20 protein-coding genes and 1 tRNA gene are annotated in these 22142 nt (G+C 52.5%); 15 read left to right on the top strand and 6 right to left on the bottom strand.

Annotated elements, in window-relative coordinates; translation table 11 throughout:
* Positions 1-22 precede the first annotated feature (22 nt).
* The 4 genes from GU926_RS08165 to GU926_RS08150 all read left to right on the top strand — a co-directional run bounded on the left by GU926_RS08165 (position 23) and on the right by GU926_RS08150 (position 2561).
* Entirely contained in the window at positions 23-544 is a 522-nt protein-coding gene (locus tag GU926_RS08165; RefSeq protein ID WP_160690782.1) for a phage holin family protein, read from the top strand.
* Positions 544-1227, top strand: a complete 684-nt coding sequence (locus tag GU926_RS08160) for a glycoside hydrolase family 19 protein (RefSeq protein WP_160690780.1) — start codon at positions 544-546, stop codon at positions 1225-1227. Before GU926_RS08165 ends, GU926_RS08160 begins: the two co-directional genes overlap by 1 nt.
* 82 nt (positions 1228-1309) lie before the next feature.
* Positions 1310-1930 (top strand): hypothetical protein, encoded by a 621-nt coding sequence (locus GU926_RS08155; RefSeq protein WP_160690778.1) that lies wholly within the window; start codon positions 1310-1312, stop codon positions 1928-1930.
* Between the two features lie 352 nt (positions 1931-2282).
* Positions 2283-2561 carry a hypothetical protein gene (locus GU926_RS08150; protein ID WP_160690776.1) on the top strand — a complete coding sequence of 93 codons (279 nt, stop codon included), beginning with the start codon at positions 2283-2285 and terminating at the stop codon, positions 2559-2561.
* On the opposite strand, the gene GU926_RS08145 is transcribed toward GU926_RS08150, so the two are convergent.
* Positions 2562-3107: an HNH endonuclease family protein gene (locus tag GU926_RS08145; RefSeq protein ID WP_160690774.1), complete on the bottom strand. Its 546-nt coding sequence runs from the start codon at positions 3105-3107 to the stop codon at positions 2562-2564.
* 59 nt (positions 3108-3166) lie between these two features.
* On the opposite strand from GU926_RS08145, the gene GU926_RS08140 reads away from it, so the two are divergent.
* The 8 genes from GU926_RS08140 (at position 3167) to GU926_RS08105 (ending at position 12893) form a co-directional block, all read left to right on the top strand.
* A complete protein-coding gene (locus GU926_RS08140; RefSeq protein WP_160690772.1) occupies positions 3167-3373 on the top strand; it encodes a hypothetical protein in 207 nt (68 codons plus the stop codon).
* 164 nt (positions 3374-3537) lie between these two features.
* Positions 3538-4401 (top strand): hypothetical protein, encoded by an 864-nt coding sequence (locus GU926_RS08135; RefSeq protein ID WP_160690770.1) that lies wholly within the window; start codon positions 3538-3540, stop codon positions 4399-4401.
* Between the two features lie 109 nt (positions 4402-4510).
* Positions 4511-5353 (top strand): hypothetical protein, encoded by an 843-nt coding sequence (locus tag GU926_RS08130; protein WP_160690768.1) that lies wholly within the window; start codon positions 4511-4513, stop codon positions 5351-5353.
* Entirely contained in the window at positions 5340-5888 is a 549-nt protein-coding gene (locus tag GU926_RS08125) for a hypothetical protein (RefSeq protein WP_160690766.1), read from the top strand. The genes GU926_RS08130 and GU926_RS08125 overlap by 14 nt, the downstream gene beginning before the upstream one ends.
* Before the next feature lies 1 nt (position 5889).
* Positions 5890-7962, top strand: a complete 2073-nt coding sequence (locus GU926_RS08120; RefSeq protein WP_160690764.1) for a SprB repeat-containing protein — start codon at positions 5890-5892, stop codon at positions 7960-7962.
* A complete protein-coding gene (locus GU926_RS08115; protein WP_160690762.1) occupies positions 7959-9446 on the top strand; it encodes a response regulator in 1488 nt (495 codons plus the stop codon). Before GU926_RS08120 ends, GU926_RS08115 begins: the two co-directional genes overlap by 4 nt.
* Positions 9446-9886: a hypothetical protein gene (locus tag GU926_RS08110; protein WP_160690760.1), complete on the top strand. Its 441-nt coding sequence runs from the start codon at positions 9446-9448 to the stop codon at positions 9884-9886. The genes GU926_RS08115 and GU926_RS08110 overlap by 1 nt, the downstream gene beginning before the upstream one ends.
* Before the next feature lies 1 nt (position 9887).
* Positions 9888-12893 carry a phage tail protein gene (locus GU926_RS08105; protein WP_160690758.1) on the top strand — a complete coding sequence of 1002 codons (3006 nt, stop codon included), beginning with the start codon at positions 9888-9890 and terminating at the stop codon, positions 12891-12893.
* 109 nt (positions 12894-13002) lie between these two features.
* On the opposite strand, the gene GU926_RS08100 is transcribed toward GU926_RS08105, so the two are convergent.
* Positions 13003-13076 (bottom strand) — tRNA-Arg (locus GU926_RS08100).
* Between the two features lie 141 nt (positions 13077-13217).
* On the bottom strand, positions 13218-13913 hold the full coding sequence (locus tag GU926_RS08095) for a TVP38/TMEM64 family protein (RefSeq protein ID WP_160690756.1): 696 nt from the start codon (positions 13911-13913) through the stop codon (positions 13218-13220).
* A 131-nt stretch (positions 13914-14044) separates the two neighbouring features.
* Here GU926_RS08095 and GU926_RS08090 point away from each other — a divergent pair, with 131 nt between their 5' ends.
* Complete coding sequence (locus tag GU926_RS08090) at positions 14045-15184, top strand: cystathionine gamma-synthase (protein ID WP_160690754.1); 1140 nt, start codon at positions 14045-14047, stop codon at positions 15182-15184.
* Between the two features lie 224 nt (positions 15185-15408).
* Positions 15409-16095 (top strand): hypothetical protein, encoded by a 687-nt coding sequence (locus GU926_RS08085; RefSeq protein WP_160690752.1) that lies wholly within the window; start codon positions 15409-15411, stop codon positions 16093-16095.
* A 51-nt stretch (positions 16096-16146) separates the two neighbouring features.
* On the opposite strand, the gene GU926_RS08080 is transcribed toward GU926_RS08085, so the two are convergent.
* The gene (locus GU926_RS08080; RefSeq protein WP_160690750.1) at positions 16147-16893 is read right to left on the bottom strand and encodes an SIMPL domain-containing protein; all 747 of its coding nucleotides are present in this window, start codon (positions 16891-16893) and stop codon (positions 16147-16149) included.
* A gap of 218 nt (positions 16894-17111) precedes the next feature.
* Between GU926_RS08080 and GU926_RS08075 the strand changes: the two genes are divergently transcribed.
* Positions 17112-17543, top strand: coding sequence for a nuclear transport factor 2 family protein (locus GU926_RS08075; RefSeq protein WP_160690748.1), 432 nt, complete (start codon positions 17112-17114; stop codon positions 17541-17543).
* Positions 17544-17642: 99 nt separating this feature from the next.
* Here GU926_RS08075 and bglX read toward each other — a convergent pair whose 3' ends face one another.
* The gene (gene bglX / locus GU926_RS08070) at positions 17643-19910 is read right to left on the bottom strand and encodes a beta-glucosidase BglX (RefSeq protein ID WP_160690746.1); all 2268 of its coding nucleotides are present in this window, start codon (positions 19908-19910) and stop codon (positions 17643-17645) included.
* An 81-nt stretch (positions 19911-19991) separates the two neighbouring features.
* Positions 19992-22097, bottom strand: a complete 2106-nt coding sequence (locus GU926_RS08065; protein WP_160690744.1) for a family 16 glycosylhydrolase — start codon at positions 22095-22097, stop codon at positions 19992-19994.
* Between the last annotated feature and the right edge of the window lie 45 nt (positions 22098-22142).

Raw genomic sequence — 22142 nt, 5'->3', positions numbered from 1 at the left:
ACCCATACTAAACCCTTTTAAAATGCTCCTTTCTATCGTTTTCAACCAGATGCTGCTTGTATTGGCGGTCATCTCCTCCGGCTCCCAGCACGCCTTGGAACTAGCCATCAACCTGTTCAACAAGTACGTCTTCAACGACTGGGACTTTGTGGGCTTCCTGGTGGTGGCCGTGTTCATAGACACCCTGAGCGGCATCTATGCCTCCTGGATCGCCAGAACGCTCTACTCCTTCAGGCTTCGGCAGATCTGCAAAAAACTGGGGGAGTACTTCTTCGTCCTGATCATCGTGCACGTGCTCACGCATCACCTGGTGGACGGCGAGCCGAATTTCTGGGCCAGCATCGTTTTCCCAGGCTTCAAAGGCTTCATCTATTTTCTGTTGATCGGGTGCGAGGTGATGTCGGTGGATGAGAACCTGAAGAAAGTAGGCAAGGGCTTTCTGCCTAACTGGTTCCGCAGCCGCATGGTAAGCGTGCAGGAAGAAGGCACCCTCAATGGCCAGAACATTTTAGATGCCTTCCAACCAAAAGAGGAGGGCAGGTAATGAAAGCCTTCTTTGACAACGTGCGGGTTGCCCTGTTCGGCAACTCCATTCCGCAGTCGGCGGTGGCCGCAATCGAGTTGATCGTTAAAACCTGCAAAGACCGGGGCGTCACCCAGCTGGAGCAGATTGCCTACGTGCTGGCCACCGTCTTCCATGAAGTGGGTGAGGGGATGGTGCCAACGGGTGAAAACCTGAACTACTCAGCGCAGGGGCTGGCCAACAACTGGCCCGGCCGCTATGCCGTGGATCCCAAGGCGAAAGTGAAGGTACCCAACGCACTGGCCAAGAAACTGGCCCACAAGCCTCAGGCGATTGCAAACAACTGTTACTGTAACAGAATGGGCAACGGCAATGAGGCCTCAGGTGAAGGTTGGAAGTTTCGCGGCCGCGATTTCTGCCAGACTACGGGCAAGGACAACTACAGGCGCGCCGGCACGGCCGTGGGCGTTGACCTGGTTGCCCACCCAGAGCGAATCGCAGAGCTTCCCATTGCCGTGAACACCCTGGTGGTGGGCATGCGTGACGGATGGTTCACCACTAGGAAACTCTCTCATTTCATCACCACTAAATCCTGTGACTTCACCAGTGCACGGGCCATCATTAACGGATCAGACAAAGCGGCAAAAGTGGCCAGCTACGCCGCCGATTTTTTGAAGGCTTTGCGGCTCCTGAAGCAGCTGTGATTTTTGTGTCCTTTCTGAAAGTGCGGCCAGTGACAACCTTTGAATCCTATTTAAAACCAACCAAACCCTTTAAGTAAAAAGTATGAGAAACTATGTGATTGCCGCTGGTTCCGCGCTCTTGATTGCGCTGCTGGTGGTCTGCTCAGGTTTGTTCACTTCCATCAGTGAGCGAAGGCAGACGGAGGCCAACCTTCAGTCTCAGTATGAGCCGATTGTTAAGAAAGAAGATGCCAAAGGCGTGGAAACGGCCAGCAAGCCATTGCAGGTGAATTCCGCAAAAGCCGTGGGCCGTCAGGAAACCAAGCTGGGCAAGGCAGTGAGGAAAGTAGGCACCGGCACCAAGACCGCAACCGTGGTGGCAGTAGAGACCATCGGTATTGTGGACGCCTCACCGCCAGACCCGGCCTCCAAATCTATTCTCGCCTTCAATGATGAATGGATAAACGCCAGCATAGACTTACAAAAAGAACATCCCACGCTGGATTACCGAGTCAGGAATGAACTGGAGATATTTCAGGTGAGCAGGTCCAACGGCATTTTCAAACCTACCACCTTAGAAGTAATGGTCCGAAATCTTAACCCGCATTCCACGGTGACCGACCTGCAGAGTTTTTCGGTTGAGGTGCCCAGGAGGCGCACCGGCGTCTGGCTTGGCCTCGGCTTCATTGCCGGGGCAGCTACTACGGTTTACCTCCTCAATTAGCAGACAACCCATTTTATATTTGACATACAAAAAGCCCTCGCCTCATTAGCTGAGGGCTTTTTGTTTTTGGCCTGTTTTCCAGAAAACAGGCCAAAAATGGAAAGCTTTGATATCTGGTAGTATTTGCTGAATTTTGTAACGCGAAACATTATTAACAGTCCTGGTTGCCCCATTCCGATTCAATAGGCGTGGGGCACCCATGGGTTTAGGCTTTTATAGATTACTATATAGCCGTGTGCCCGTGGGGAGGAGTAGGGTACCCGTAAGGCTCCCTAAAATGACTGTTAAGTTGTTTCGCAGCTCCTTCTCACGGGCACGCGGGTGCCTGTTTCCCACCCTTTGCGAAACAACGATGGCCATCTCCAAAGTCGGTGACACCTTCGTCATCCACAACCAACCAGAGCTTACCGATAATACCATGGGCGCGTTGATCCAGCTGATGCATCTGGTACCAGACATGGCAAGTTTACATGGTCTTGTGAATAACTTGGTGTTCAACGCCGTAAAGCGTGACCCAGAGCATATCTCTGACTGGGCCGCAGACTATGCGGCCATGAATGCTCTGCAGCTTTTCCTCACCGCCTTAACTGATCATCAGAACTCCCAAAGTAGAATTGTGCAGATTGATTAGTTATTCAATTCTTATGTTATAATCTCTCTTTTCTATCGAATAGGAAATACAGATGGGTGATATTGGACCTTCTCCAAAAACCTTCTTTTCTAATAAATACTGTTTCATTTCCAGTACTGCGCTATATAGGTCTGGCCTATCTTTAAGCAGCGTAGCTAGTTCTTTATCTGTGAACTTCCTCCTTCTAGTGTGACCATGATTAATATTGTCTTTGCAGGTAGTCCACTCTAAGTTCTCTACATTATTGTTATGTCTAACACCATCTTTGTGGTTAACATGAGTATTATTTTCTGGATTCTCAATAAAAGTCCCTGCAACTAGACGGTGCACTGTAATGGTTGCATATTTTCCTTTCTGCATCATTAGATTTACGGAAACATACCCACGCACCCTGCTATTTAAACTCATTAAGCTTTCATTAACAAGGGAGTAAACCCTTCCTTTATTGCTGACCAGGTACTTTGTGAATCTTAACACCTGACTGCTCCTTATTACAATTGGTGTTTCCCAAACTTCATTTGGCAATAGGTCTATGTTTAGTATCATAGTATATTTAAGTTAAGCTAATATCAGGATTACAAGCTAATAAGTAAACTAAGCTTACTATGGATATCAGAGGGATTTACAGTGTGCAGGTGCGGAAGGAAGGTTCTGATAAAGTGTTGATTTACGTAGACGGACTAACTGAACCGGAGAGCAATAAAGTATTTGAGAAGCTGAAGTTCGCCAAGAATGGTGACGGATATGAGAAACTGATTGTAGTGGAGAACGGTGATGAACAGCTGGTGCTCAGGCGCCGCTCACTCAAATAAAAACTTCATTAGCCTTGGCAATTGCCAGGGCTTTTTTTTTGGTCTCCCGCTATGATAGCCTTCAGGAGCTTGGGGAGCCAGAGAGATCTAAAAGAGTTGCCCTGTCAGGAAAATTTTTAAAAACTGCCTATTAATATATAGCTTGGCATAAGCAAAATTTATTTATGAAGGCCATTACAGAAGATGATCTAATAGAACACATTATTAAATATCCGTCAACAGGTGGTTATTATATCCAAAATATAAAGGATTGGTTTAAAGATATTGATATTCAGCAAATTGGCGCTTTGGTCGAAGACTTACATGCAAGTGGGGTATTAGAGAGAAATGAGGAGACATATGCCTATTTTCTTTCAGCCAAGGGTAAATTAGATTACTTCACCCGTACTTTTAAGCCCTTAAATATTTATGAAGATCTACTGAAGTATCTATATAAGCATACTTCTTATAATGGGATTGAGATTAATCCATTTCTTATCTCAACATTCAATTTGCGAAAAGATGACTTTGAGGAGGCGTTTGCTATAAAAACAAGTCTTGATGAATTGCAGGCAAAGGGGTGGATTACTTATAGAACTGAGCTGTTAGGCCATTTATTTACCGAGTCAGAGAAAGTGCCTCCGTTTGGCTATTCTGGGCGGATAAGTGACACTGGGTCTTTATATGCCTATAAGGTCATAGCACGATTAACACTCGAAGGACATGTGTATGTGGATGAGTTAATGCGTAATAATCGGCAGGACGAGGCAATAGCGAACACTAAAAGGGTTTCTGAAATCTCAATATATGTTGCCATTGCCTCAGTTGTTCTTTCATCTTTGTCGGGTATTGCCTCTGGCGTGAGCGCATGGTCAGCCTATCGTGACGAAACCCCAAAAGAACTCCAACACTTTAATAAACTATACCTAAAGCAGAAGCCTGCGTTTGACAGCCTGGTCCAATATCAAAAACATATCTCAGAGGAACTACGGCATCTTAATACTCAGAACAATAAACCTGAAAAGGTCAGCGCCGTGGGCAATAAATAGAAATTTTCTATAGCGTAATATAATGTAGCCTTGGCAATTGCCAGGGCTTTTTTGTGTCCTTTCCAGCGGTAGCCTGCCTTCGGAAATTCGTGCATACCACTTCCACACCATGCACGAAGTCAAAATAGGAACGCTGTACCGGCAACTGCCATCCGATTGGAATGAGCTCACCGGCCGACAACTCGTCAAAGTCATAGCCGCAGAGTCCCGGTGGCTCAGCGCAACCGGGATCCCAGAGGAGCAGAAGAAGCACCTGCTGCGCCTGGAGCGCCTGCGTATCCTGCTTAACCTTCCCCTCGGCATCTTCCTGGCCTTCACGCCTATTCAGATCGTGCAGCTGCACTGGCTGGTCAAGTTCTTAGACTCCGGTTTCAAGGGACTGACGGCGCAGCTGCTTCCCAGACTCAGGGTGCCAGGCATTGCCAATTGCTTGCGGCCCGCGCTCTTCGGGCCGCGAGAGCGCTTCCGCAGCCTCTCCTTTCTGGAGTTCATCTACGCAGACACCTATTTCATGTCCTTCACCCAGAAGCAGACCCCTGAGAAGCTGGACCGCTTCGTGGCCTGCCTGTACCGGGAGAAGCGGTGGTTTCACTTCATAGTCAAAAGACTCACCAGCTACGGCGGCGACTGCCGGCAGGAGTTCAACCAGCACCTGGTGGAGCGCCGGGCGCAGCTGGTGGCCAGGCTGCCGCTGGAGGTGAAGCTGGCCGTGCTGAGCTGGTACCGGGGCTGCCGCTTTGAACTGGAGGGGGAGTTTCCGCTGGTGTTCTCAGAGGGCACCCAGAAGAAGGCCGGCCGCAGCGGCTGGGACGGCGTGCTGCTGGGCATGAGCGGCCACGTGATCAACATTGAGGCAACCGGCCGCGCCAACATAAGAAACATCCTTGCCGCCATGCAGCAGCGCTTTGAGCAGATAGAGGAACAAGAAAGAAGAAACAATGAGAACAATTGAGTATAACGCCCTTTTCCGGGAGTTGGCAGAGCAGCACCCGCAGCTGATGCACTCTGAGGGCAACCCAGACCCCAAGCAGAACAACATCCGCTTTCTGCGCATGACCCTCAGCAGCGACCCGGTGCAGCGCGTGCTGGACCTGAAGGAGTTCTATGACAAGCTGAAGAACAAAGTAAAGTCAGGCTACTTCATGGTGCTCCAGAACTACGAGGCCGGCTACGGCGACAACGGCGGTGGCCACATCACCAAGGAACTGTTCGGCGGCTTCCTGATCCTGAGCATCTGTGACGTCAACGACCCAGACGCGCAGGAACTGGTCTATGACCAGTCTGAGCTGATCGGGGAGGAGGTCATGGCAGAGGCCATGTTCAAGATCAACAACCTCGGCGACCGCCCGGCCACGCGCATCACGGCCAATGACATCACCAACGACAAGGTGGCGCAGGTGGCGCTGCAGTACTACGGCACCCGCTTTGACTTCACCTTCCGGGTCAACAACCCGCGCCTCAACTTCAAACAGAAAAAACTAAGCTAGCATGGCACAGTACGCAAGCGTAAGAATCCAGACCGGCGTCTACCTAGACGCCGGCGACTGGTTTGAGATAAGCTTCCTTGGCAGCGTGGTGCGCTTCACGGCCACCAACACAGACCTTGGCAACAACTTCTCCCAGAACCGGCTGGGCAACCAGGAGGGCCAGTGGACCGCACCCATGATCCAGGACAACCTGAACCTGGTGGTGCAGGCCGTTCAGCGGTACCTCGCCTCCGTTGGCGAGACCAGGTTCAGCGTGACCGCGGGCGTGAGCTACAACGGCACCGAACCGGTGGGCGGGCAGGTGAACGTGGTGGCCACTGAATACGGCGACGCCCTGAACATGCCCTACGGCTTCTCCAATCTAGGCCAGACCGCCTTCACCATGAGCGGCACCGTCAACATCAGCCCGAACCCGCTGGTGGTGAATCTTTCCACCACCGTGGTCACCTGCTGGGGCGGTACCAGCGGCACGGCCACCCTGGAGGTAGTTGGGGGCTATGCGCCGTATTTCTTCCTTTGGTCTGACGGTTCCACCCAGCAGAACCGGCCCATGCTTGCGGCCGGTACCTACTCCGTTGTTGTGACCGACAGCATGGCCAGCCAGTCCGGCATGCCTGCCGGCACCCAGGACCAGACCCTTACGCTGGAGGTGGTCATTGCGCAGAACCCACGCATCACGGTCATTGCCCTGGTGAACGGCAAAGACGTGACGGTCTCCGTTTCTGGTGGCGTGGCGCCCTATGCGTTCCTCTGGTCTGACGGCTCCACTGAGAAAGACCGCACAGAACTGGAGCCTGGCATTCTGCAGCTGAAGGTCACCGACTCTCTGGGCTGTAATACCACGGTGCCCGTGAACATCAGGGATTTCAGGTTTCACTTCTCCCAGAACCCAGTCACGCTGAACCTGGCCACAGACGCACCCGAGACCAAGCCCAACCTTTCCTTTCTGTGCGAGGTGCTCATTGAGCCTGATTATGAGTCCGGTGAGTTTGTGAAGGTGTTGCCGGATCCGCTGGAGCACCCGTCCAACTCAGACGGCACCACGGTCTTTGACGTGCGCGAGCTGCTGCATTCCTTCGTAGAGCCGCACCTGCCTCCCTTCGGCGGTAGTATTGCCGTTCGCGCAGACTCTGTTTTCAAGCGGTTTTATCTGAAATACACCGAAAAATACGGAACCCCGCCCATCATTGGGGACTACTCCCAGATTGACACCCAGTACGTGCTCTACGGCGGTCTTGACACCACCGAGATGCTGCTGGATACTTTCTTCAGTAGCTATCAGGTCAACCGCAAGCCTTTCTTCACGTGGGACTTGCCGGTGAAGTGGGTGTATGCCGACCAGCCTGAGTTTCTGTACTTCATGCCCAACTCCTTTGACCTTGCCGGCTTTACGGTGAAGGCAAGGGTGCGTTTTTCAGACGGTACCTCGGCCACCTATGACGTGCATGCGGTCAACGGCGTTAAGCGGTTTGAGCTTTACTGCCTGCCGGTGGGCCATGGGCAGCTTGGCCTTGATTTAAAGAAGCCCGGCATAGCTGTGAAAAGCTGGGACTTGTATGTGCAAGACCCGCTTGGCAAAGTGATAAGTGAGACGCGCCGCTATCATCTGCTGGAGGACTTCGGCGAGAAGAGAAGGTATCTGCTGTATGCCAACAGCCTCGGCGGCATAAATACGTTGGTGGCCACCGGCCGCGCCAAGAAGAAGTTTGACCCAGACAGCAGCTCTCTGGAGAGAAACCTGCTGCCGGGTTCGCGTGCCGACCGGCATGAGTTGGAGGTCTTCTCTAAGACTGGCAAGTCGACCATGGAACTGAGCACCGGCTACCGCAGCCAGCACGAGGTAGAGACATTTGAGGACTTCCTGCTCTCGCAGCGGGTCTGGCTGGTGGAGAAAGACCGCTACACGCCGGTGTATGTCATAGACAAGAACCACAAACTTCTGGATGAGAATGAGGACACGGGCTACATTGACTTTGAGGTGCAGTTCCTGCGCCGCCACCGCTATACGCCAAAATTAAACGCGGCCGGTTACCTAATAGACCAGACTGCCACCCTTAAACCCATGGAGCCATGAGAGAATTCATAGCCCTTAAGTTGGGAGATGACTGGTTGGATCTGCCGGCCGATCTCTCCATCCAGATTGAGATCTGGAACACGCTGTTTGAGTTTGACCGCATTCCGGGCACGCTCACCTTCCCGTTCACGCTGCCCTTCAGCGCCGTGAACAATCTGAAGCTGAAGTTTCCCGGCCATCTATCCGTGGCCCGGTATCGCCAGCCCGAGTTGCCGTGCCAACTGTTCCTGATGGGCCAGCTGTGGCGCATGGGAAAGCTGAACGTCATCAGGCGCTCAGAGAAAGGCTACGAAGTGAACTTCCAGACCGATGTGGGCGACATCTCCGTGCAGATCAAGGAGGCCGGCTTGCGGGACATCGACTATGGCACCGTGCCGCTGCAGCTGAGCGTGCAGCCGGCCTACCCAGAGTCCAGTTACGCGCTGTTCCCGGTGCGCAACCTTGGTTTCTCTAAAGTAGAGCAGCCGGATTTCAGCGGGTACCAGAACTTCTATGACGAAGGGTTTCCATTCAACTCCAATGTCATGAGACCCTACGAGTTTCCCGTCACGCCATTTCCTTACCTGGTGCACGTGCTCAAGGCGGCCATGGCCCATTTCGGCTATACCGTGACTGGTGACTGGCTGGAGGAGGAGGCCGTCAAAAGGCTGGTGGTCTTCAACACGCGGGCCTATTTCCCAACTTCTGCAGACCCAGATATAGACGTGGTGCTGGCAGAGCATGTGCCCGACATGAAGGTGAACGAGTTTCTGAAGGCCATACGCTCATTGTTCAGCATAGGCTTCGTGTTCAACCCGCTCCGGAAGGAGATGGAGGTCGTGCGCCTCAGAGACGTGGTGGCCGACCGCACCTACGTGGACTGGTCAGAGTTCACCGGCCGGGTGTATGAGTGGGAGCCGGCGCCCTTCGGGGGCTTCACGCTGGCCATGGAGGCAGACCCCGATGATGAGCAGAAGCAGGTGGCTTTTGACTACTCCTACCAGGTGGGTGATGGTCTTGAGGACGTGCCTTGTCAGGTGGCCACGCTGCCCATGGTGGTCAACTACCTTTTCTGGGGCGGCACAGGCCAGCGTGACTGGCTGGTGCCCGTCACCCAGCAGGAGCAGGACAGATTCTCCTTCAGGGTGCTGGCCTACCACGGCCTGCAGCCCAACAATGACGGCACCACCTACCCGCTGGGCACCTCTGGAACAGTGAACCGCATGGGTGACCAGATCTCTTCAGACTCTCTGGAGTGGGACGGGCCGCACGGCCTGTACCTGCGTCGGCACAAGCCTTGGCTTGACTTTTTGGATGAGTCTGACCGCGTGGAGACGGAGCAGGCGCTGCGCATTCACGAGATTCTGAGCCTCAACCACGGCCGGCGCTGCCTCATCCGGCATGAGGGCGGCATCTTTACCGGGCTTTGGGAGAAGGTCAGCTTCACCATCAGCAAAAAGAACGGACTGAAAACGGCCAAGGTGCCCATAAGGAGAAACTACTGATGGAAGAAGCAAAGACACAGCGCGAGATAAGCCAGGAGTGGCTGGCCCTTGTCATTCAGAACTGGCGGCAGCAGCTTAAGAAACTAAGGATCAAAAGCACGGGAGACCTTGACCAGAGCTTCGCCGGCGAGGTGATGGCCCATTCCAACGGCGACGTGGAGAAAATCAAGATAGCCTATGCCTGGTATGGTGCCATGGTGGACATGGGGGTGGGGCGCGGCTCCAAGCTGGGAGACCAGAAGGAAAACGCCACCAGCCGCAGGATTCTGGGAAAAGCCCGTGGCAACAGGCGTGCGCCCAAGCGCTGGTACAGCAAGGGCCGCGACAGTATAGGCCATCAGGTAAACCAGCTAAGTCACCTGCTGGCCGACAAAGCTGCCATTCAAGGAGTGGAGAACGTGGCCGGCAGCATTCAAAAGAAACTTGTAATCAACATTTAAGATGGCTTCTACAGACAAGACCACCCGTGAGATCGAGATTATCGCCAACGGGGAGAAGTTTAACGCCTCCATAAAGGAGATGGCCGGCGCACAGGCTATTCTGAACGCGCAGATCAATAAAATGGCGGCAGATGACCCGAAAAGGAAAGATCTTATCCAACAGTACCAGTCCATCAAACAGAAGGCAAATGAAGCCAGAGCCGAGATCAACGGCCTAGCCAAGGCCCAGACCATGGCAGCGTCCGGAGGTGGCTTCTTCAAGCAGATGTGGGGCAATGCGCTAGGCGTTTTCACGGGCGGCGGCTTACTGGCCGCAGCCCAGCAGCTTTGGGGCTTGTTCACCACCTCGCAGAAGGCGTTTGAGGGCAGCGCCCAGATCAACTCGCAACTAGAGGCGGGTCTGAAGAGCACTGCCTACGCGGCCGGCATCACCAAGGCAGAGATTGAGGCTTTGGCAGAGGAGAGAATGGGTAAAACACTTTTTGACGATGATGCCACCAAAGGTGCCGCCACCCTCTTGCTCACCTTCACAGAAATTAAAAAGGGCGTGTTTGAGGAAGCCCTGCCCGCCATCCAAGACATGGCCCAGAAAATGGCCGGTGACGGCCCGGCAGACTTGAAAGGCGCCTCCATTCAAGTAGGTAAGGCCCTCAATGACCCTATCAAGGGAATCACTGCCCTTAGCAAGGTAGGGGTGAGCTTTACCGCCGACCAGAAGGAAATGATCAAAGGCATGGTGGAGACCGGTGACAAGGCCGGTGCTCAGCGCATGATCCTGGCAGAGTTGAACAAGGAGTTCGGCGGTTCCGCTGAAGCGGCCAGGAAGGCTGGCGGTGGTTGGGCTTCCTTGCAGATGACGCTTGGCGAGCTGCAGGAGACTCTGGGTGGCTTCGTTCAGAACGGGTTGAACAAGGCCTCTGACTTTCTTGGCCAGGTGATGGAGAAATCAGAACCGGTGGTGGCCATCTTCAGGGATCTGTGGGGAGTTGTCACTGACCTATGGGATGATGTGATGGGCCTGGTGGAGGGCATGGGTCTTTTCAACTCCCAGGGAGACGCTGCCAGTGCTGTGGTAGAAGGGCTTCGATTTGTCTTTGAGCTTTTGGTGGCCCCCATCAAAGGTGCCATAATGGTGATTGACGGCCTGATTGAGGGATTTGTAAAGCTTTACAACAGCAGCGGACTGGTGCGCGGGCACATTGGTGGGCTTGCAGCCATAGTATCATCTGTCTTTACCTCCATTAAGAACGCGGCCGTCAATGTGTTGGGCGGCGTGGCTGACCTTTTGGTGGGCATCTTCACCCTGGATGTGAACAAGATAAAATCAGGTCTGAAGAAAACCTTTGATGGGGTTGTGAATGACGTTGGAGGTGCCGGGGCAAGGGCAGGAATGGCTTACATTGATGGGTACACTAGCAGCCAGGACAAGCGCATCAAGACTCAGAAGGAAAAAGCGGCCGCTCAGGCCGAAGAAGAGAAGATTGAAGCCGCCAAGAAAGGAGAGGCCGTGGCAACCGCTGAGACCGAGGCTCAGAAAAAAGCGAGGGAGAAAGCTGAGAAGGAAGCCAAGAAAGCCGCAGAAAAAGCAGCAAAGGAGCTGGCCAAAGCGCGTGAAGAGTTCAACAAGGCTGAAATGGAGGCAGAAATCGAATTCGCCAAACTGAAGGTGGAGGTGATGGAAGACGGTATCGACAAGGTTCTGGCCAAGCTTCGTCTGCAGCATGAACTGGAAAAAAGGGAATTAAACAAGCAGCGCACAGCGGTACTGGACAACATTGCCGCTACGGGTCTGGAGAAGATGGCGCTCATCGACAATCTGGACCAACAGCAAAAACTCAAGGATGAAGAACTGAAGGCCGCTGAGCAGGCAGCTTTAGACGAAGCTGAGGAGAAACGGAATGCCAAGGAACAGGAAGATCTGGAAAAAAGACTAGCTAAAAGCGATGAAGAAGCCGCATTGAAAGCGGAAAAAATCCAAAATGATTTTTTAACGGATCAAGCAGTTCTGGAGGAACAATCCCTGCTGGCTCTTGAAGCTGAGATGCTTAGAGATGAAAGACTGCTGGAATTGAAAAAAGCCACGGCAGTAGCCAATCTTGCCATTCTTGAGGAGGCCAACCAAGGCGAGTCTTTGGCGGCAAAAAAGCTGAAGAATGAAATTCTTGCCACTGACAAGGAGATTGCAGACGGGAAGATTGCCAATGAGAAAAGGACTGCAGAGTTCAAGGACGCCATGTTCAAAAGAACCACCGGAGGTTTTAAGGAGGTGCTGCAGGCCGGAATTGACTTCTTCTCCGCAGATGAGGCCATGCGCAAGAAGAATGCCAGCGTAATCAAGGCGTTCAGCAAGGGCATGATCGCAGTGAACCTGGCAGAGGAGATCCAAGGTATCTGGAAGACGGCCAATGAGAACCCGGCCAATGCCTTGTTCCCAGGTGCGGGTATGATCATCGCCTCGGTTAAGACGGCTTCTGCCATCATGCGCGCCAACAGTGCCGCCGTACAGGTGAACGCCCAGCAGTTCGCCACTGGTGGTATGACCAGCCGCGGGGGAGGCCGGGCACTCATCAACATGGTAGAGCGCAACGGCATGTGGGAGACCGCCTCTGGTTATTCTGGCGGCTCCATCGGCTCTTTCGCAGACGGCGGGTTTGTGGGCAGTGCCAAGCTTGGTCTGATAGGTGAGCGCGGTGCGGAGCTTGTGATTCCCAACTGGATGATCTCTTCGCCTAAATACGCCAACACCGTGGGCTGGCTGGAGTCTGAACGTGTGAAAGGTGCCCGGGCATTTGCCGAGGGAGGCATGACCGCCGCAGACGCCCAGGTTCCCGGCGCGCCTTCTGCGGCCAACTCAGAAATGATCATGCTGCAGATGGTGGCAGAAATGAGGGCCATGCGAACGGAAGTCGCCTCTTGGCCTAAACATCTGCAGGTGCACAACAACGTGGGAGAAACTCAGGAGGGAATTGCTGTATTGAACGTGCTGACGGATAGATCCAGTGCCTGATTTGGTAGTATTCCGGTACGCTTTTCAGGCCTGTTTTTAGAAAACGCTCCCAAAAACGCTCCCATATACATGAAAAACGCCCTTTACAAGCTGTAAAGGGCGTTTCCTGTGGTCGCGTAGGGAGTCGAACCCCAAACCTTCTGATTCGTAGTCAGATGCTCTATCCAGTTGAGCTACGTGACCAGTTATTTAGTGATGCAAAGGTAGTAGGTTGCCCCTTTATACGCAAGTTCTCGCTAAAGATTTTCTGTAAAATTCTGCCATTAATTTAATTCAGGCTGGAAATCAATGGATTCAGGTACGATTCCTGACGCGGCCACTTAGCTAATTCTTCTTCGCCAGGGCTTTTTTAATGGCTCGGTTTAGTAAAACATAGATGCCTCCCAGGGAAATAACCACCAACGCACCCATCAGCAGTTTGCCCATGGTGCCCGCATTAGGGTCTTGCAACAAGGCCAGCAAGTCCTGGGCCTGCGTGCCCACCCAGAAGAAGAAGAGCGTGCGCGGCAACATGCCTGCCATGCTGGCTATTAAAAACCGGCCCCTGGGTACCTGCACCAAAGACAAAACGAATGTCATAAAGGCAAAGGGCAGTACCGGCGAGATACGGGTCAAGATAATCAAGCTCCAACTGTGTTCGCGTAGCTCATCAATGACGCCCTCGGCTTTGGGGAACTGGTGCAGAAAGTTGGTCATTTTGCCATGGTCAATGAGGCGGGCCACGGCGTAGCCAATCAGAGCTGCTATGCCATAAGAAACCACCACGCCCGAAAAGGAGACCCAGCCAAACAGAAAACCCGTCGCCAAGGCTACAAAGGTGGTGGGCGTGAGCGCGAAGGCCATGGTTAAGGATACCACCGCAAAATATAGCACCATGCCGGCAGGAGATAGGTTCTGCAGCAATTCCTGGTTTCTGTAGAGCCAGAACGCCAGTGCCGAACTGGCCAGCACCGGCACCACCACCAGCAAGGCAGAGTACAACAGCGTTCCAGTATTTTGTTGAAGCAGTTTTTTCCACATAGGCGTCAAGGCCCCGAATATCGGGTAATTTACCAGAACTACGGCAAAAACGGCGCAATGGCTGAATGCGCACCTTTGGCAACTTGCGGGCAATTTGGCTAACTTGCACCGGTACAACCGTATAAGACTCTATGAAATTCGGAACCAAAACCATACACGCAGGGGTAGAGCCAGACCCTACCACCGGCGCCATCATGACGCCTATTTATCAGACCTCCACCTACGTGCAGCGCTCGCCCGGCGACCACAAAGGCTACGAATACTCACGCACCCACAATCCTACCCGCAGTGCTTTGCAAAGTGCCCTGGCTGCGCTGGAAAACGGGAACCACGGCCTGTGCTTCGCCTCAGGTATGGCCGCCACAGACTGTATCATCAAGTTGTTGAAGCCTGGTGATGAGGTGATTTCTACCAATGACTTGTACGGCGGTACCTACCGCATTTTCACCAAGGTGTACCAGAACTACGGCATCAAGTTCACCTTTGTGTCCATGGCCGACATTCAGAGCATTGAGCAGCACATCACGGAGAACACCAAGATGATATGGGTAGAGACGCCAACCAACCCATTGCTCAACATCATTGACATCAAAGGCGCCTCTCAAATCAGCAAGAAGCACAACCTCACGCTGGTAGTGGACAACACCTTCAGCACGCCGTACCTGCAAACTCCTTTGGACTTGGGTGCTGACATTGTGATGCACTCACTCACCAAATACATGGCCGGTCACTCAGACGTGGTGATGGGTGCTATTGTGGTGAAGGACGATGCCCTGGCTGAGCAGTTGGCTTTCTTCCAGAACGCCTGCGGCGGAACTCCTGGTCCACAAGATTGCTTTCTGGTTTTGCGCGGACTCAAGACTTTGCACATACGCATGCAACGCCACTGCGAGAACGGGAAAGCCGTCGCCGAATACCTGCGTCAGCACCCTAAGGTAGAGAAGGTCTTCTGGCCAGGGTTTGAAAGCCATCCTAACCACCCGATTGCCCGTGACCAGATGCGCGACTTCGGGGGCATGATTTCCTTTGTTTTAAAAGGCGACAAGCAGGAAGATGCCATTCAAGTACTGGAGAAATTGAAGTACTTCGCCTTAGCCGAGTCTCTGGGCGGCGTAGAATCGCTTTGCGGGCACCCGGCCACCATGACGCACGCCAGCATTCCGCAGGTAGAGCGTTTGAAAGGCGGCTTGTCTGACTCGCTCATCCGTTTGAGCGTGGGCATTGAAGACGTAGAAGACCTTATTGCAGATTTAGAACAGGCCATCGGCTAAGCTTAAAATCTTAGATTTTTCAGAAAGTCCCCGCTGGTGCAGAACCGGCGGGGATTTTCGTTTTTAGCCTGTTTTCCAGAAAATAGCCTAAAAACGGAGGACGCTCTGATAACCTTCTAAAATGCTACTTCGTTTTAAGATTACACGCTGACAAGGCTTTCCTGTCTTTTCAGAATTCAATCATACCCTAGAACATCCACTCACATTGGAAAGGAGCATGAACCATGGTGTTAGCCAACTGCCGTGCCCAATTCACCGCCACGGACTTTGATTTTATAGCCCGCATTCTGTCCAGGCAGATTGCCAAACATGTAAGTCTGATAGAACTCCTCAGCGACCCGGAGTGCCGCGACGAAATGCTGGACCACGAGGCCCTCCCCAAGGCCTTGCTATCGCAAGCAGGACAAGTGAGCGTTTCTCAGCAACTGTATTTTTATGTGTTGGCCCGAACCGTTCTGCGCCGCCAAAACATTGAAGACCGTGAACTGGCAGATTACATTGCCTCTTTGCTCTGGCAGTTCTCCACCACCCAGCGCATGCACTCACCCCATGAAAAACTTCCGCACCGCTTTCAATACATTGTAGACATGCTGGAGGCCTTGACTAACGCCTCAGCGGCCGAGGCCTTTTTAATACGCGTGCACATAGGCAACTACGCGCTATTTCTGTCAGGTATGTTCCAGGCCTGGATAGAGCGCCGCCAACAACGCGGAGCGCCTGACCCGTCGTATTATGAAGAGGTGGGTAGAAGCAGTTTCAGGCTGGCAGCTACGCACAAACTGGCCTATGAACTGGAACTGGCCGAAGTCTACACCCAGCTAGCACAGGGCTTCCGGAACGCCCGCTTAGCCTTGAATGAACTGGCCCAGACCGTCTGGAAACCCAACCAGGCGCCGCCCTTCGCGTTGTAAAAGGCAAACCGTTTTTGGCCTGATTTCCGGAAAACAAGCCAAAAACAGTGATTACTCTATGGCGAAGGCCACGTGGCAGGTGCTCTTGAATTTTAACAACTCAGGCGTGACTTTAAAGCCGCTTCCGCCAAACCCTTTGCCATACAACTCCACGTCAATGTCCTGGTCAGCTGAATAGTTACCGTTGCCCGTGTCCAGGGTGCGGTAGTTGGCCATCTCTAGGACAGCTCCCCTGGTGGATTTGGTAACCGAGCAAAGATTGTCGGCGGCCTTCACAGCGTCTGACAGAGCTAAGGCGTTGGCTTCTCTTCTTAGGCTGTCGGCCTTGGTGTGCGTGTAACTGATGTTCTGGATGCGGTTGATCTTGGTGGCCAGCAGTTCTTCCATAAAGGCTTCCAGTCTTTTAAGGTCAGTGATTTTGATGGTGATGGACTGGGAGGAGTTGAAGCCCGTGAATTGGTTTTTGCCGTTGACGTAGGCATAGTCCTTGTTAGCCGAGATGCTACTAATGCGCACGTCTTCTCCAGAAGCAGTGTACTTTTTTGAGAGGGCCAGTACGCTGTTGGTGACGGCCTGCACCTCTTGCACGGCATCCTTCATGCGGTCTTTGGTAAAGGAGGCCTCCACCGAAATTTCAGCCACGTCTGGGTAGATGGTCACGCCTCCGTAGCCCAGCACTTTCACCTGTTTTACGGGAGAGGTGGTTTGTCCTCCGCAGGAACTAAGCAGAAGCAAGCCAACGAAAAGCGGTAATATAGTAGAGGCTTTCATGGGAGAGAACAGAGAAGAAAGTTTCATCGGGAGTGTAGGGTTTGGCGCTAGGCGGTTAATATTCTGAATGAAAGATAGCAAGCTGCCAGATATTTTAAAGCCTTGACGCTTTTCGTTTTTGGCTTGTTTTCTGGAAAACAGATCAAAAACGAGGTTTTTCTTTCTTGAGGCGTTCTAGGGCTTTCAGGAGATGGCCAAGATTGCGTAGTTTAGGACTCCCGTTCATCGCTTAAACAGAGAAGCTCATGCACAAAATAGTAGGACTGTTATTGGTTTGCCTTTTCATGGCCAGCATGACCACCAAGGCCCAATCTAAAGACGAAAAACAGGTAGCCACTGCGGTGGAGGCCTTAAAGCAGGCCATGCTGTCTGGTGAAAAGAAAGCGTTGGAAGAAGTGGTAGCCAATGACTTGAGCTATGGGCACTCCAGCGGCAGGGTAGAGGGCAAGCAAGCGTTCATAGAGGCCTTGGTCACTAAGAAATCTGATTTTGTGACTATTGACCTGGCCAATCAAAGCATACAAGTCTCTGGCAAAACGGCTCTAGTAAGACATCAACTGTCTGCTACCACCAATGACAGCGGCAACCCGGGCACTGTGAAATTGGGTGTGCTGCTGGTCTGGCAGAAGCAACACGGGCAATGGAAGTTACTGGCCAGGCAAGCCTATAAGCTATAATTTACTTGACTTTATATGAAAAAACGCCAGCTATTGTAGCTGGCGTTTTTTAGTTGTTTTTGGGAAAACAGGCCAAAAACGACTTCCACATGAAAGAAATTAGATAGAGGTAGAGGTCAAGGTGAACGGCAGGGTCTGCACGTCTCTGGAATTGCCTCCTACCATGATTTTAAAATCGCCGGGTTCTGCCCCAAACGTCATGTTCTGGCGCCAGAAGGAAAGGTCGCTGGCATTGAGGGTGAACGTGACGGTTTTCTTCTCGCCGGGGGCGAAGGACAGCTTCTGGAATTTCTTGAGCTGTTTAACTGGTCTGGCGGTGCTGCCCACTAGGTCCTGGATGTATAGCTGTACTACTTCTTCGCCGGTGTACTTACCAGTGTTGGTGACGTCTACGGTCAGGACCAGGTTCTCATTACCGCCTATGCTGCTCTTGTTTAGTTTTGGCTGTCCGTAGGCAAAGGTGGTGTAGCTTAAGCCATACCCGAACGGATACAAAGCGGTGTTGGGTACATCGCGGTAGCGGGAGCGGTACACGCGTTCACTGCCCGGCTCTGAGTGAGTACCTTCATACATGCGGCCGGTGTTCTTGATGTTATAATACAACGGCAACTGACCCACGTGCCGCGGAAACGAGAGAGGCAGTTTGCCAGCAGGGTTGTATTCGCCAAACAAGACACTGGCCACGGCATTGCCAGCCTCAGACCCCAGTGACCAGGTAGCCATGATGGTAGGGATGTTCTGGCCCAGCCAAGACAGTTCCAAAGCCCGGCCACTGCTCACCAACGCCACGATGGGCTTGCCGGTCTTGTGGATTTCCTTTACTAGGTCCAACTGCACGCCGGGCAACCCGATGTCTGCCCTTGAGGCGCCTTCACCGTTCATGACGGCGCTCTCGCCAATGGCCATAATGACCACATCTGCATTACGAGCGGCGGCAACGGCGGCGGCGAATTTGTCTGTGGAATTGGTGTACAGGTCACAGCCCTCGGCAAAGGTCACCTCAGCGCCTTTCGCGTATTTCTTGATGCCCTCCAGGAAGCTTACCGCGTGCTGCTCCTCCCCAAAAAACGACCAGGTACCGTTCATGTCTGCTTTGTTGTTGCCCAATGGCCCAATCACGGCAATCTTTTTAGTAGCGGTAGTCAATGGCAGAATATTACCTTGGTTCTTTAACAATACCATTGATTTGCGAGCCATGTCAAAGGCTGCGGCCAGGTTTTCTTTAGACCTGATTTCCTTCTTTTCGCGCTTGACATCTGAGTACAGATACGGGTTGTCAAACAAGCCTAACCTAAACTTCAGCCAGAGCACGCGGCGCACCGACTCATCCAATATCTTCTGGTCCAGTTTGCCGCTTTTTACCAGTTCTGGAACAAATTTCAAATATGCTTCGCCCATCATGTCTACATCAGTGCCAGCTCTCAAAGCTTGCTCTGCGGCTTGGGCGTGGTCTTTGGAATAGCCGTGGTTGACCATCTCCGTGATGTTCTGCCAGTCTGAGATGACCGCGCCTTTAAAGCCCCACTCTTTTCTGAGGATCTGGTCCATGGTGAACATGTTGCCGGTGGCCGGTACGCCGTTCAACTCATTAAACGCTGACATCAAAGTGGCAGAACCTGCATCTAAGGCAGCTTTGAAAGGAGGCAAATACACATCTCTCAATAAGTACTCAGACATGTCAGTAGTGTTGTAGTCACGGCCAGCTTCGGCGGCACCGTAGGCCACAAAGTGTTTCACGCAGGCAGCCATGGTTCTTGGGTCTGCCAAGTCTTTCCCTTGAAATCCTTTCACGCGGGCAGCGGCAATCAAAGAGCCCAGATATGGGTCCTCGCCGGCGCCCTCGGCAGTGCGGCCCCATCTAGAGTCGCGGCTAATGTCTACCATGGGCGCGAAGGTCAGGTTAATGCCCCCGGCCGTAGATTCAATGGCGGCCACACGGGAGCCATTTTCAATAGCGGCCAAATCCCAACTGGCAGACTCGCCCAAAGGGATGGGAAACACGGTTTTAAAACCATGAATAATGTCTGCGCCAATGATCAAGGGAATGCCCAGACGAGATTCTTTCACAGCTAACTTTTGCAGTTTGCCCACATACTCGGCGCCATGGATGTTGAAAATGCCCGTGATTTCGCCTTTCTTGATGGCGTCATTAAACTTGTCTGACTGAGAGGTACGTACGGTGGGACCGGTGTTGAAGAGGTCGCCTACCACAAAATTGAGCTGGCCTACTTTCTCTTCCAGGGTCATTTTGGCCAGCAGGTCTTCAATGCGCTTTTCAATGGGCGCTTTCTGGGGGGCTGGCGTGAAGGAGGTGAAGGAAAATAGAATAAGGAAGAGGACCAGGCACGTAGCGGTAAATCTTTTCATGAGGTTGCAGTTTGGTCTTTGAAGGTGATGTTTTCCTTTTCTCTGGTTTTAGAGCGAAAGGAAGCGCAAACGGGGTTAAAGTTATTTCTGGATAAGAAGGCGTTTGTACAGCAAGGCCTTCTCTGTTTGAATTTGACACAGGTAGAGCCCGTCTGGCAATTGCGATGTAAGGTTTACCTCTACCGTAGATTCTCTTGATTGGAGAGAAAACGTTGGTAACTGTACTTCTTGGCCGTTTAATGAAAAAAGCCTGATGGCTGATATCTTAAGACCGATTGGGTGAGAAAGAAAGAACCTGGTCTTGGCCGGGTTGGGAAACAGACGGACTTGTCTGGCCAGAACTTCATCATGAGGCAGGCCGCTAATCACGCCGGCAACAGTGGCTATGTTAGAAAAACTGGCTGCTCCGGCGGCGTTGGCTGCCTGAATTTTGTAAAAGCTTTCCCGTGTGCCGGATGGGTCTGTGAACGTTCTGGTATTGGCAGCCACTGACCCTATTTCCAAGTATTCTCCATTACTCTTGGCGCTCTTGAAAACCTTGAAGTTCTGCTCATTGGCGGCATTGTCTTGCCAGGTCACGGTAATGCCAGAAGCCGTCGTAGTTGCGACGGCGTGCGAGGCTCTGTTTGGCGTGGCGGGCATGGTAGGTAAAACACTGAAACTATCCACCCATAAAGAATCTTGCCCCGGTGACCCGAACAAGCCATAATTGACAAGCAGCCTAATCTTGCTGATGGAGGCTGGGTCTACCTGGCCAGAACCGGTGCCAAACGCGCTGGCGTAATTGAAGTGGTACGTGTAATAGTCACCGTCATCAATTAACGGTGAAAGCGTAAAAACCTGATTGCCACCGGTTACTTTACCGGTGGCATCTAACAGGTCTATTCGTAAGGAAACGGTTTTGCTTTTATTGAGCGTCTTGATGGAGGCTGCCAAAACCGGAAAGTCGGTCATGTCCAGCGGCGATTCCAGTTCATACACCACCGCCGGCAGGTTGTTGGGCGTGGTAATATTGTAATTGATTCTAAGGGCGTCAATGGCCTGGCTTAGTTCAAAGGTGCCGCCAGAGGATTTTAGTTGCGTTGCCGGAACCGGAGAGAAGCCTTCAATCAGGAAAGAGCTCCCCGTGGGTATCATCTTGGTTTTTACTTCTATGGATTTGGTGTAGGTCTGGCCATTGTGCTGCATCTGCACTTGTACCGTGCCAGACTTTCTGCCCCAGTTTACTGTCACTTCTGCCGTGCCTTGCCCACTTAAAATAGTTGCGCCGTCTGGCAAGGTCCAGGTGTAGGTGGCATTGGCCAACTGGCTGGCTTTAAACGTGACGTTTTGCGCCGATGGCTTTACCAAGGTAGGCCCTGTGAGGGTGAGCTCTTTGAAGGTCTGGTATACGCGTACATACTCCACCTCCATGCGGGTGCTGGAAAGGTTGGGATCTACGCCGTTTTTCTGACCGTTGGTTTCCAGGCTGGGTTCGCTGCCCATGTTCCCTCCCACGGCAATATTCATAATCAGGAACTGGTCTTCAGTAAATGGCCAGGTTCTGGCGTCTCTCACTGCTGGGGCATAGGTATAGTACAGGGTGTTGTCCACAAAAAACTTAATCTCTGTGGGTGACCATTCTGCCGCATAAATATGGAAGGCGGTGGTAGGATCTGGAATTTGCGTGGAGCCAATGTTCTGGGTGTTGCCAAAGCTAGACGGGGTATGCAAGGCCGCCTGTATCTTGCCAGGTAGACGATCAATGTACTCCATGACGTCAATCTCACCACAGGCAGGCCAGCCTTTGGTCGTGACCGCTTCGCCCAGCATCCAGAGGGCAGGCCAGGTGCCCACGCCGGGTGCTAGTTTGGCTTTCCATTCTACGCGGCCATACGTGAACTTGAATTTGCCTTGGGTTTTTATGCGGCCCGAGGTCCAGTTGCCGTTCTGCTTGATGGCCTCAATGACCAGCTTGCCTCCCGACTGCCGTACGTTGGCTAATTGGTTGGTGTAGGACTGTAACTCGCGGTTGCCCCAGCCACCGTCTCCAGTGCCCAGGTCATAGCTCCACCAGGCAGGGTTGGGAGCGCCTTCGCCTTCAAACTCATCTTGCCAGACAAGCTCATTGAAGGTGGCATTCTGCGCCCTTGCACCCAAAGCCAGGAAGATCATTAGGCACAGGGTCAAGTATTTGAATTTTTGCATTTTAGGGCTGATTTAGAAAAAATAGGCCAGAAACGGTTTGTCTCT

The sequence above is a fragment of the Nibribacter ruber genome, assembly GCF_009913235.1.
Lineage (GTDB): Bacteria > Bacteroidota > Bacteroidia > Cytophagales > Hymenobacteraceae > Nibribacter > Nibribacter ruber.
The sequence above is the reverse complement of the archived record's forward strand: the minus strand, read 5'-3'. Positions and strand labels throughout refer to the sequence as shown.

Excerpts from the sequence above, each read along its gene's own strand:
- GU926_RS08165 (WP_160690782.1), top strand. The coding sequence starts at position 23 with ATGCTCCTTTCTATCGTTTTCAACCAGATGCTGCTTGTATTGGCGGTC.
- GU926_RS08160 (WP_160690780.1), top strand. The coding sequence starts at position 544 with ATGAAAGCCTTCTTTGACAACGTGCGGGTTGCCCTGTTCGGCAACTCC.
- GU926_RS08155 (WP_160690778.1), top strand. The coding sequence starts at position 1,310 with ATGAGAAACTATGTGATTGCCGCTGGTTCCGCGCTCTTGATTGCGCTG.
- GU926_RS08150 (WP_160690776.1), top strand. The coding sequence starts at position 2,283 with ATGGCCATCTCCAAAGTCGGTGACACCTTCGTCATCCACAACCAACCA.
- GU926_RS08145 (WP_160690774.1), bottom strand. The coding sequence starts at position 3,107 with ATGATACTAAACATAGACCTATTGCCAAATGAAGTTTGGGAAACACCA.
- GU926_RS08140 (WP_160690772.1), top strand. The coding sequence starts at position 3,167 with ATGGATATCAGAGGGATTTACAGTGTGCAGGTGCGGAAGGAAGGTTCT.
- GU926_RS08135 (WP_160690770.1), top strand. The coding sequence starts at position 3,538 with ATGAAGGCCATTACAGAAGATGATCTAATAGAACACATTATTAAATAT.
- GU926_RS08130 (WP_160690768.1), top strand. The coding sequence starts at position 4,511 with ATGCACGAAGTCAAAATAGGAACGCTGTACCGGCAACTGCCATCCGAT.
- GU926_RS08125 (WP_160690766.1), top strand. The coding sequence starts at position 5,340 with ATGAGAACAATTGAGTATAACGCCCTTTTCCGGGAGTTGGCAGAGCAG.
- GU926_RS08120 (WP_160690764.1), top strand. The coding sequence starts at position 5,890 with ATGGCACAGTACGCAAGCGTAAGAATCCAGACCGGCGTCTACCTAGAC.
- GU926_RS08115 (WP_160690762.1), top strand. The coding sequence starts at position 7,959 with ATGAGAGAATTCATAGCCCTTAAGTTGGGAGATGACTGGTTGGATCTG.
- GU926_RS08110 (WP_160690760.1), top strand. The coding sequence starts at position 9,446 with ATGGAAGAAGCAAAGACACAGCGCGAGATAAGCCAGGAGTGGCTGGCC.
- GU926_RS08105 (WP_160690758.1), top strand. The coding sequence starts at position 9,888 with ATGGCTTCTACAGACAAGACCACCCGTGAGATCGAGATTATCGCCAAC.
- GU926_RS08095 (WP_160690756.1), bottom strand. The coding sequence starts at position 13,913 with ATGTGGAAAAAACTGCTTCAACAAAATACTGGAACGCTGTTGTACTCT.
- GU926_RS08090 (WP_160690754.1), top strand. The coding sequence starts at position 14,045 with ATGAAATTCGGAACCAAAACCATACACGCAGGGGTAGAGCCAGACCCT.
- GU926_RS08085 (WP_160690752.1), top strand. The coding sequence starts at position 15,409 with ATGGTGTTAGCCAACTGCCGTGCCCAATTCACCGCCACGGACTTTGAT.
- GU926_RS08080 (WP_160690750.1), bottom strand. The coding sequence starts at position 16,893 with ATGAAACTTTCTTCTCTGTTCTCTCCCATGAAAGCCTCTACTATATTA.
- GU926_RS08075 (WP_160690748.1), top strand. The coding sequence starts at position 17,112 with ATGCACAAAATAGTAGGACTGTTATTGGTTTGCCTTTTCATGGCCAGC.
- bglX (WP_160690746.1), bottom strand. The coding sequence starts at position 19,910 with ATGAAAAGATTTACCGCTACGTGCCTGGTCCTCTTCCTTATTCTATTT.
- GU926_RS08065 (WP_160690744.1), bottom strand. The coding sequence starts at position 22,097 with ATGCAAAAATTCAAATACTTGACCCTGTGCCTAATGATCTTCCTGGCT.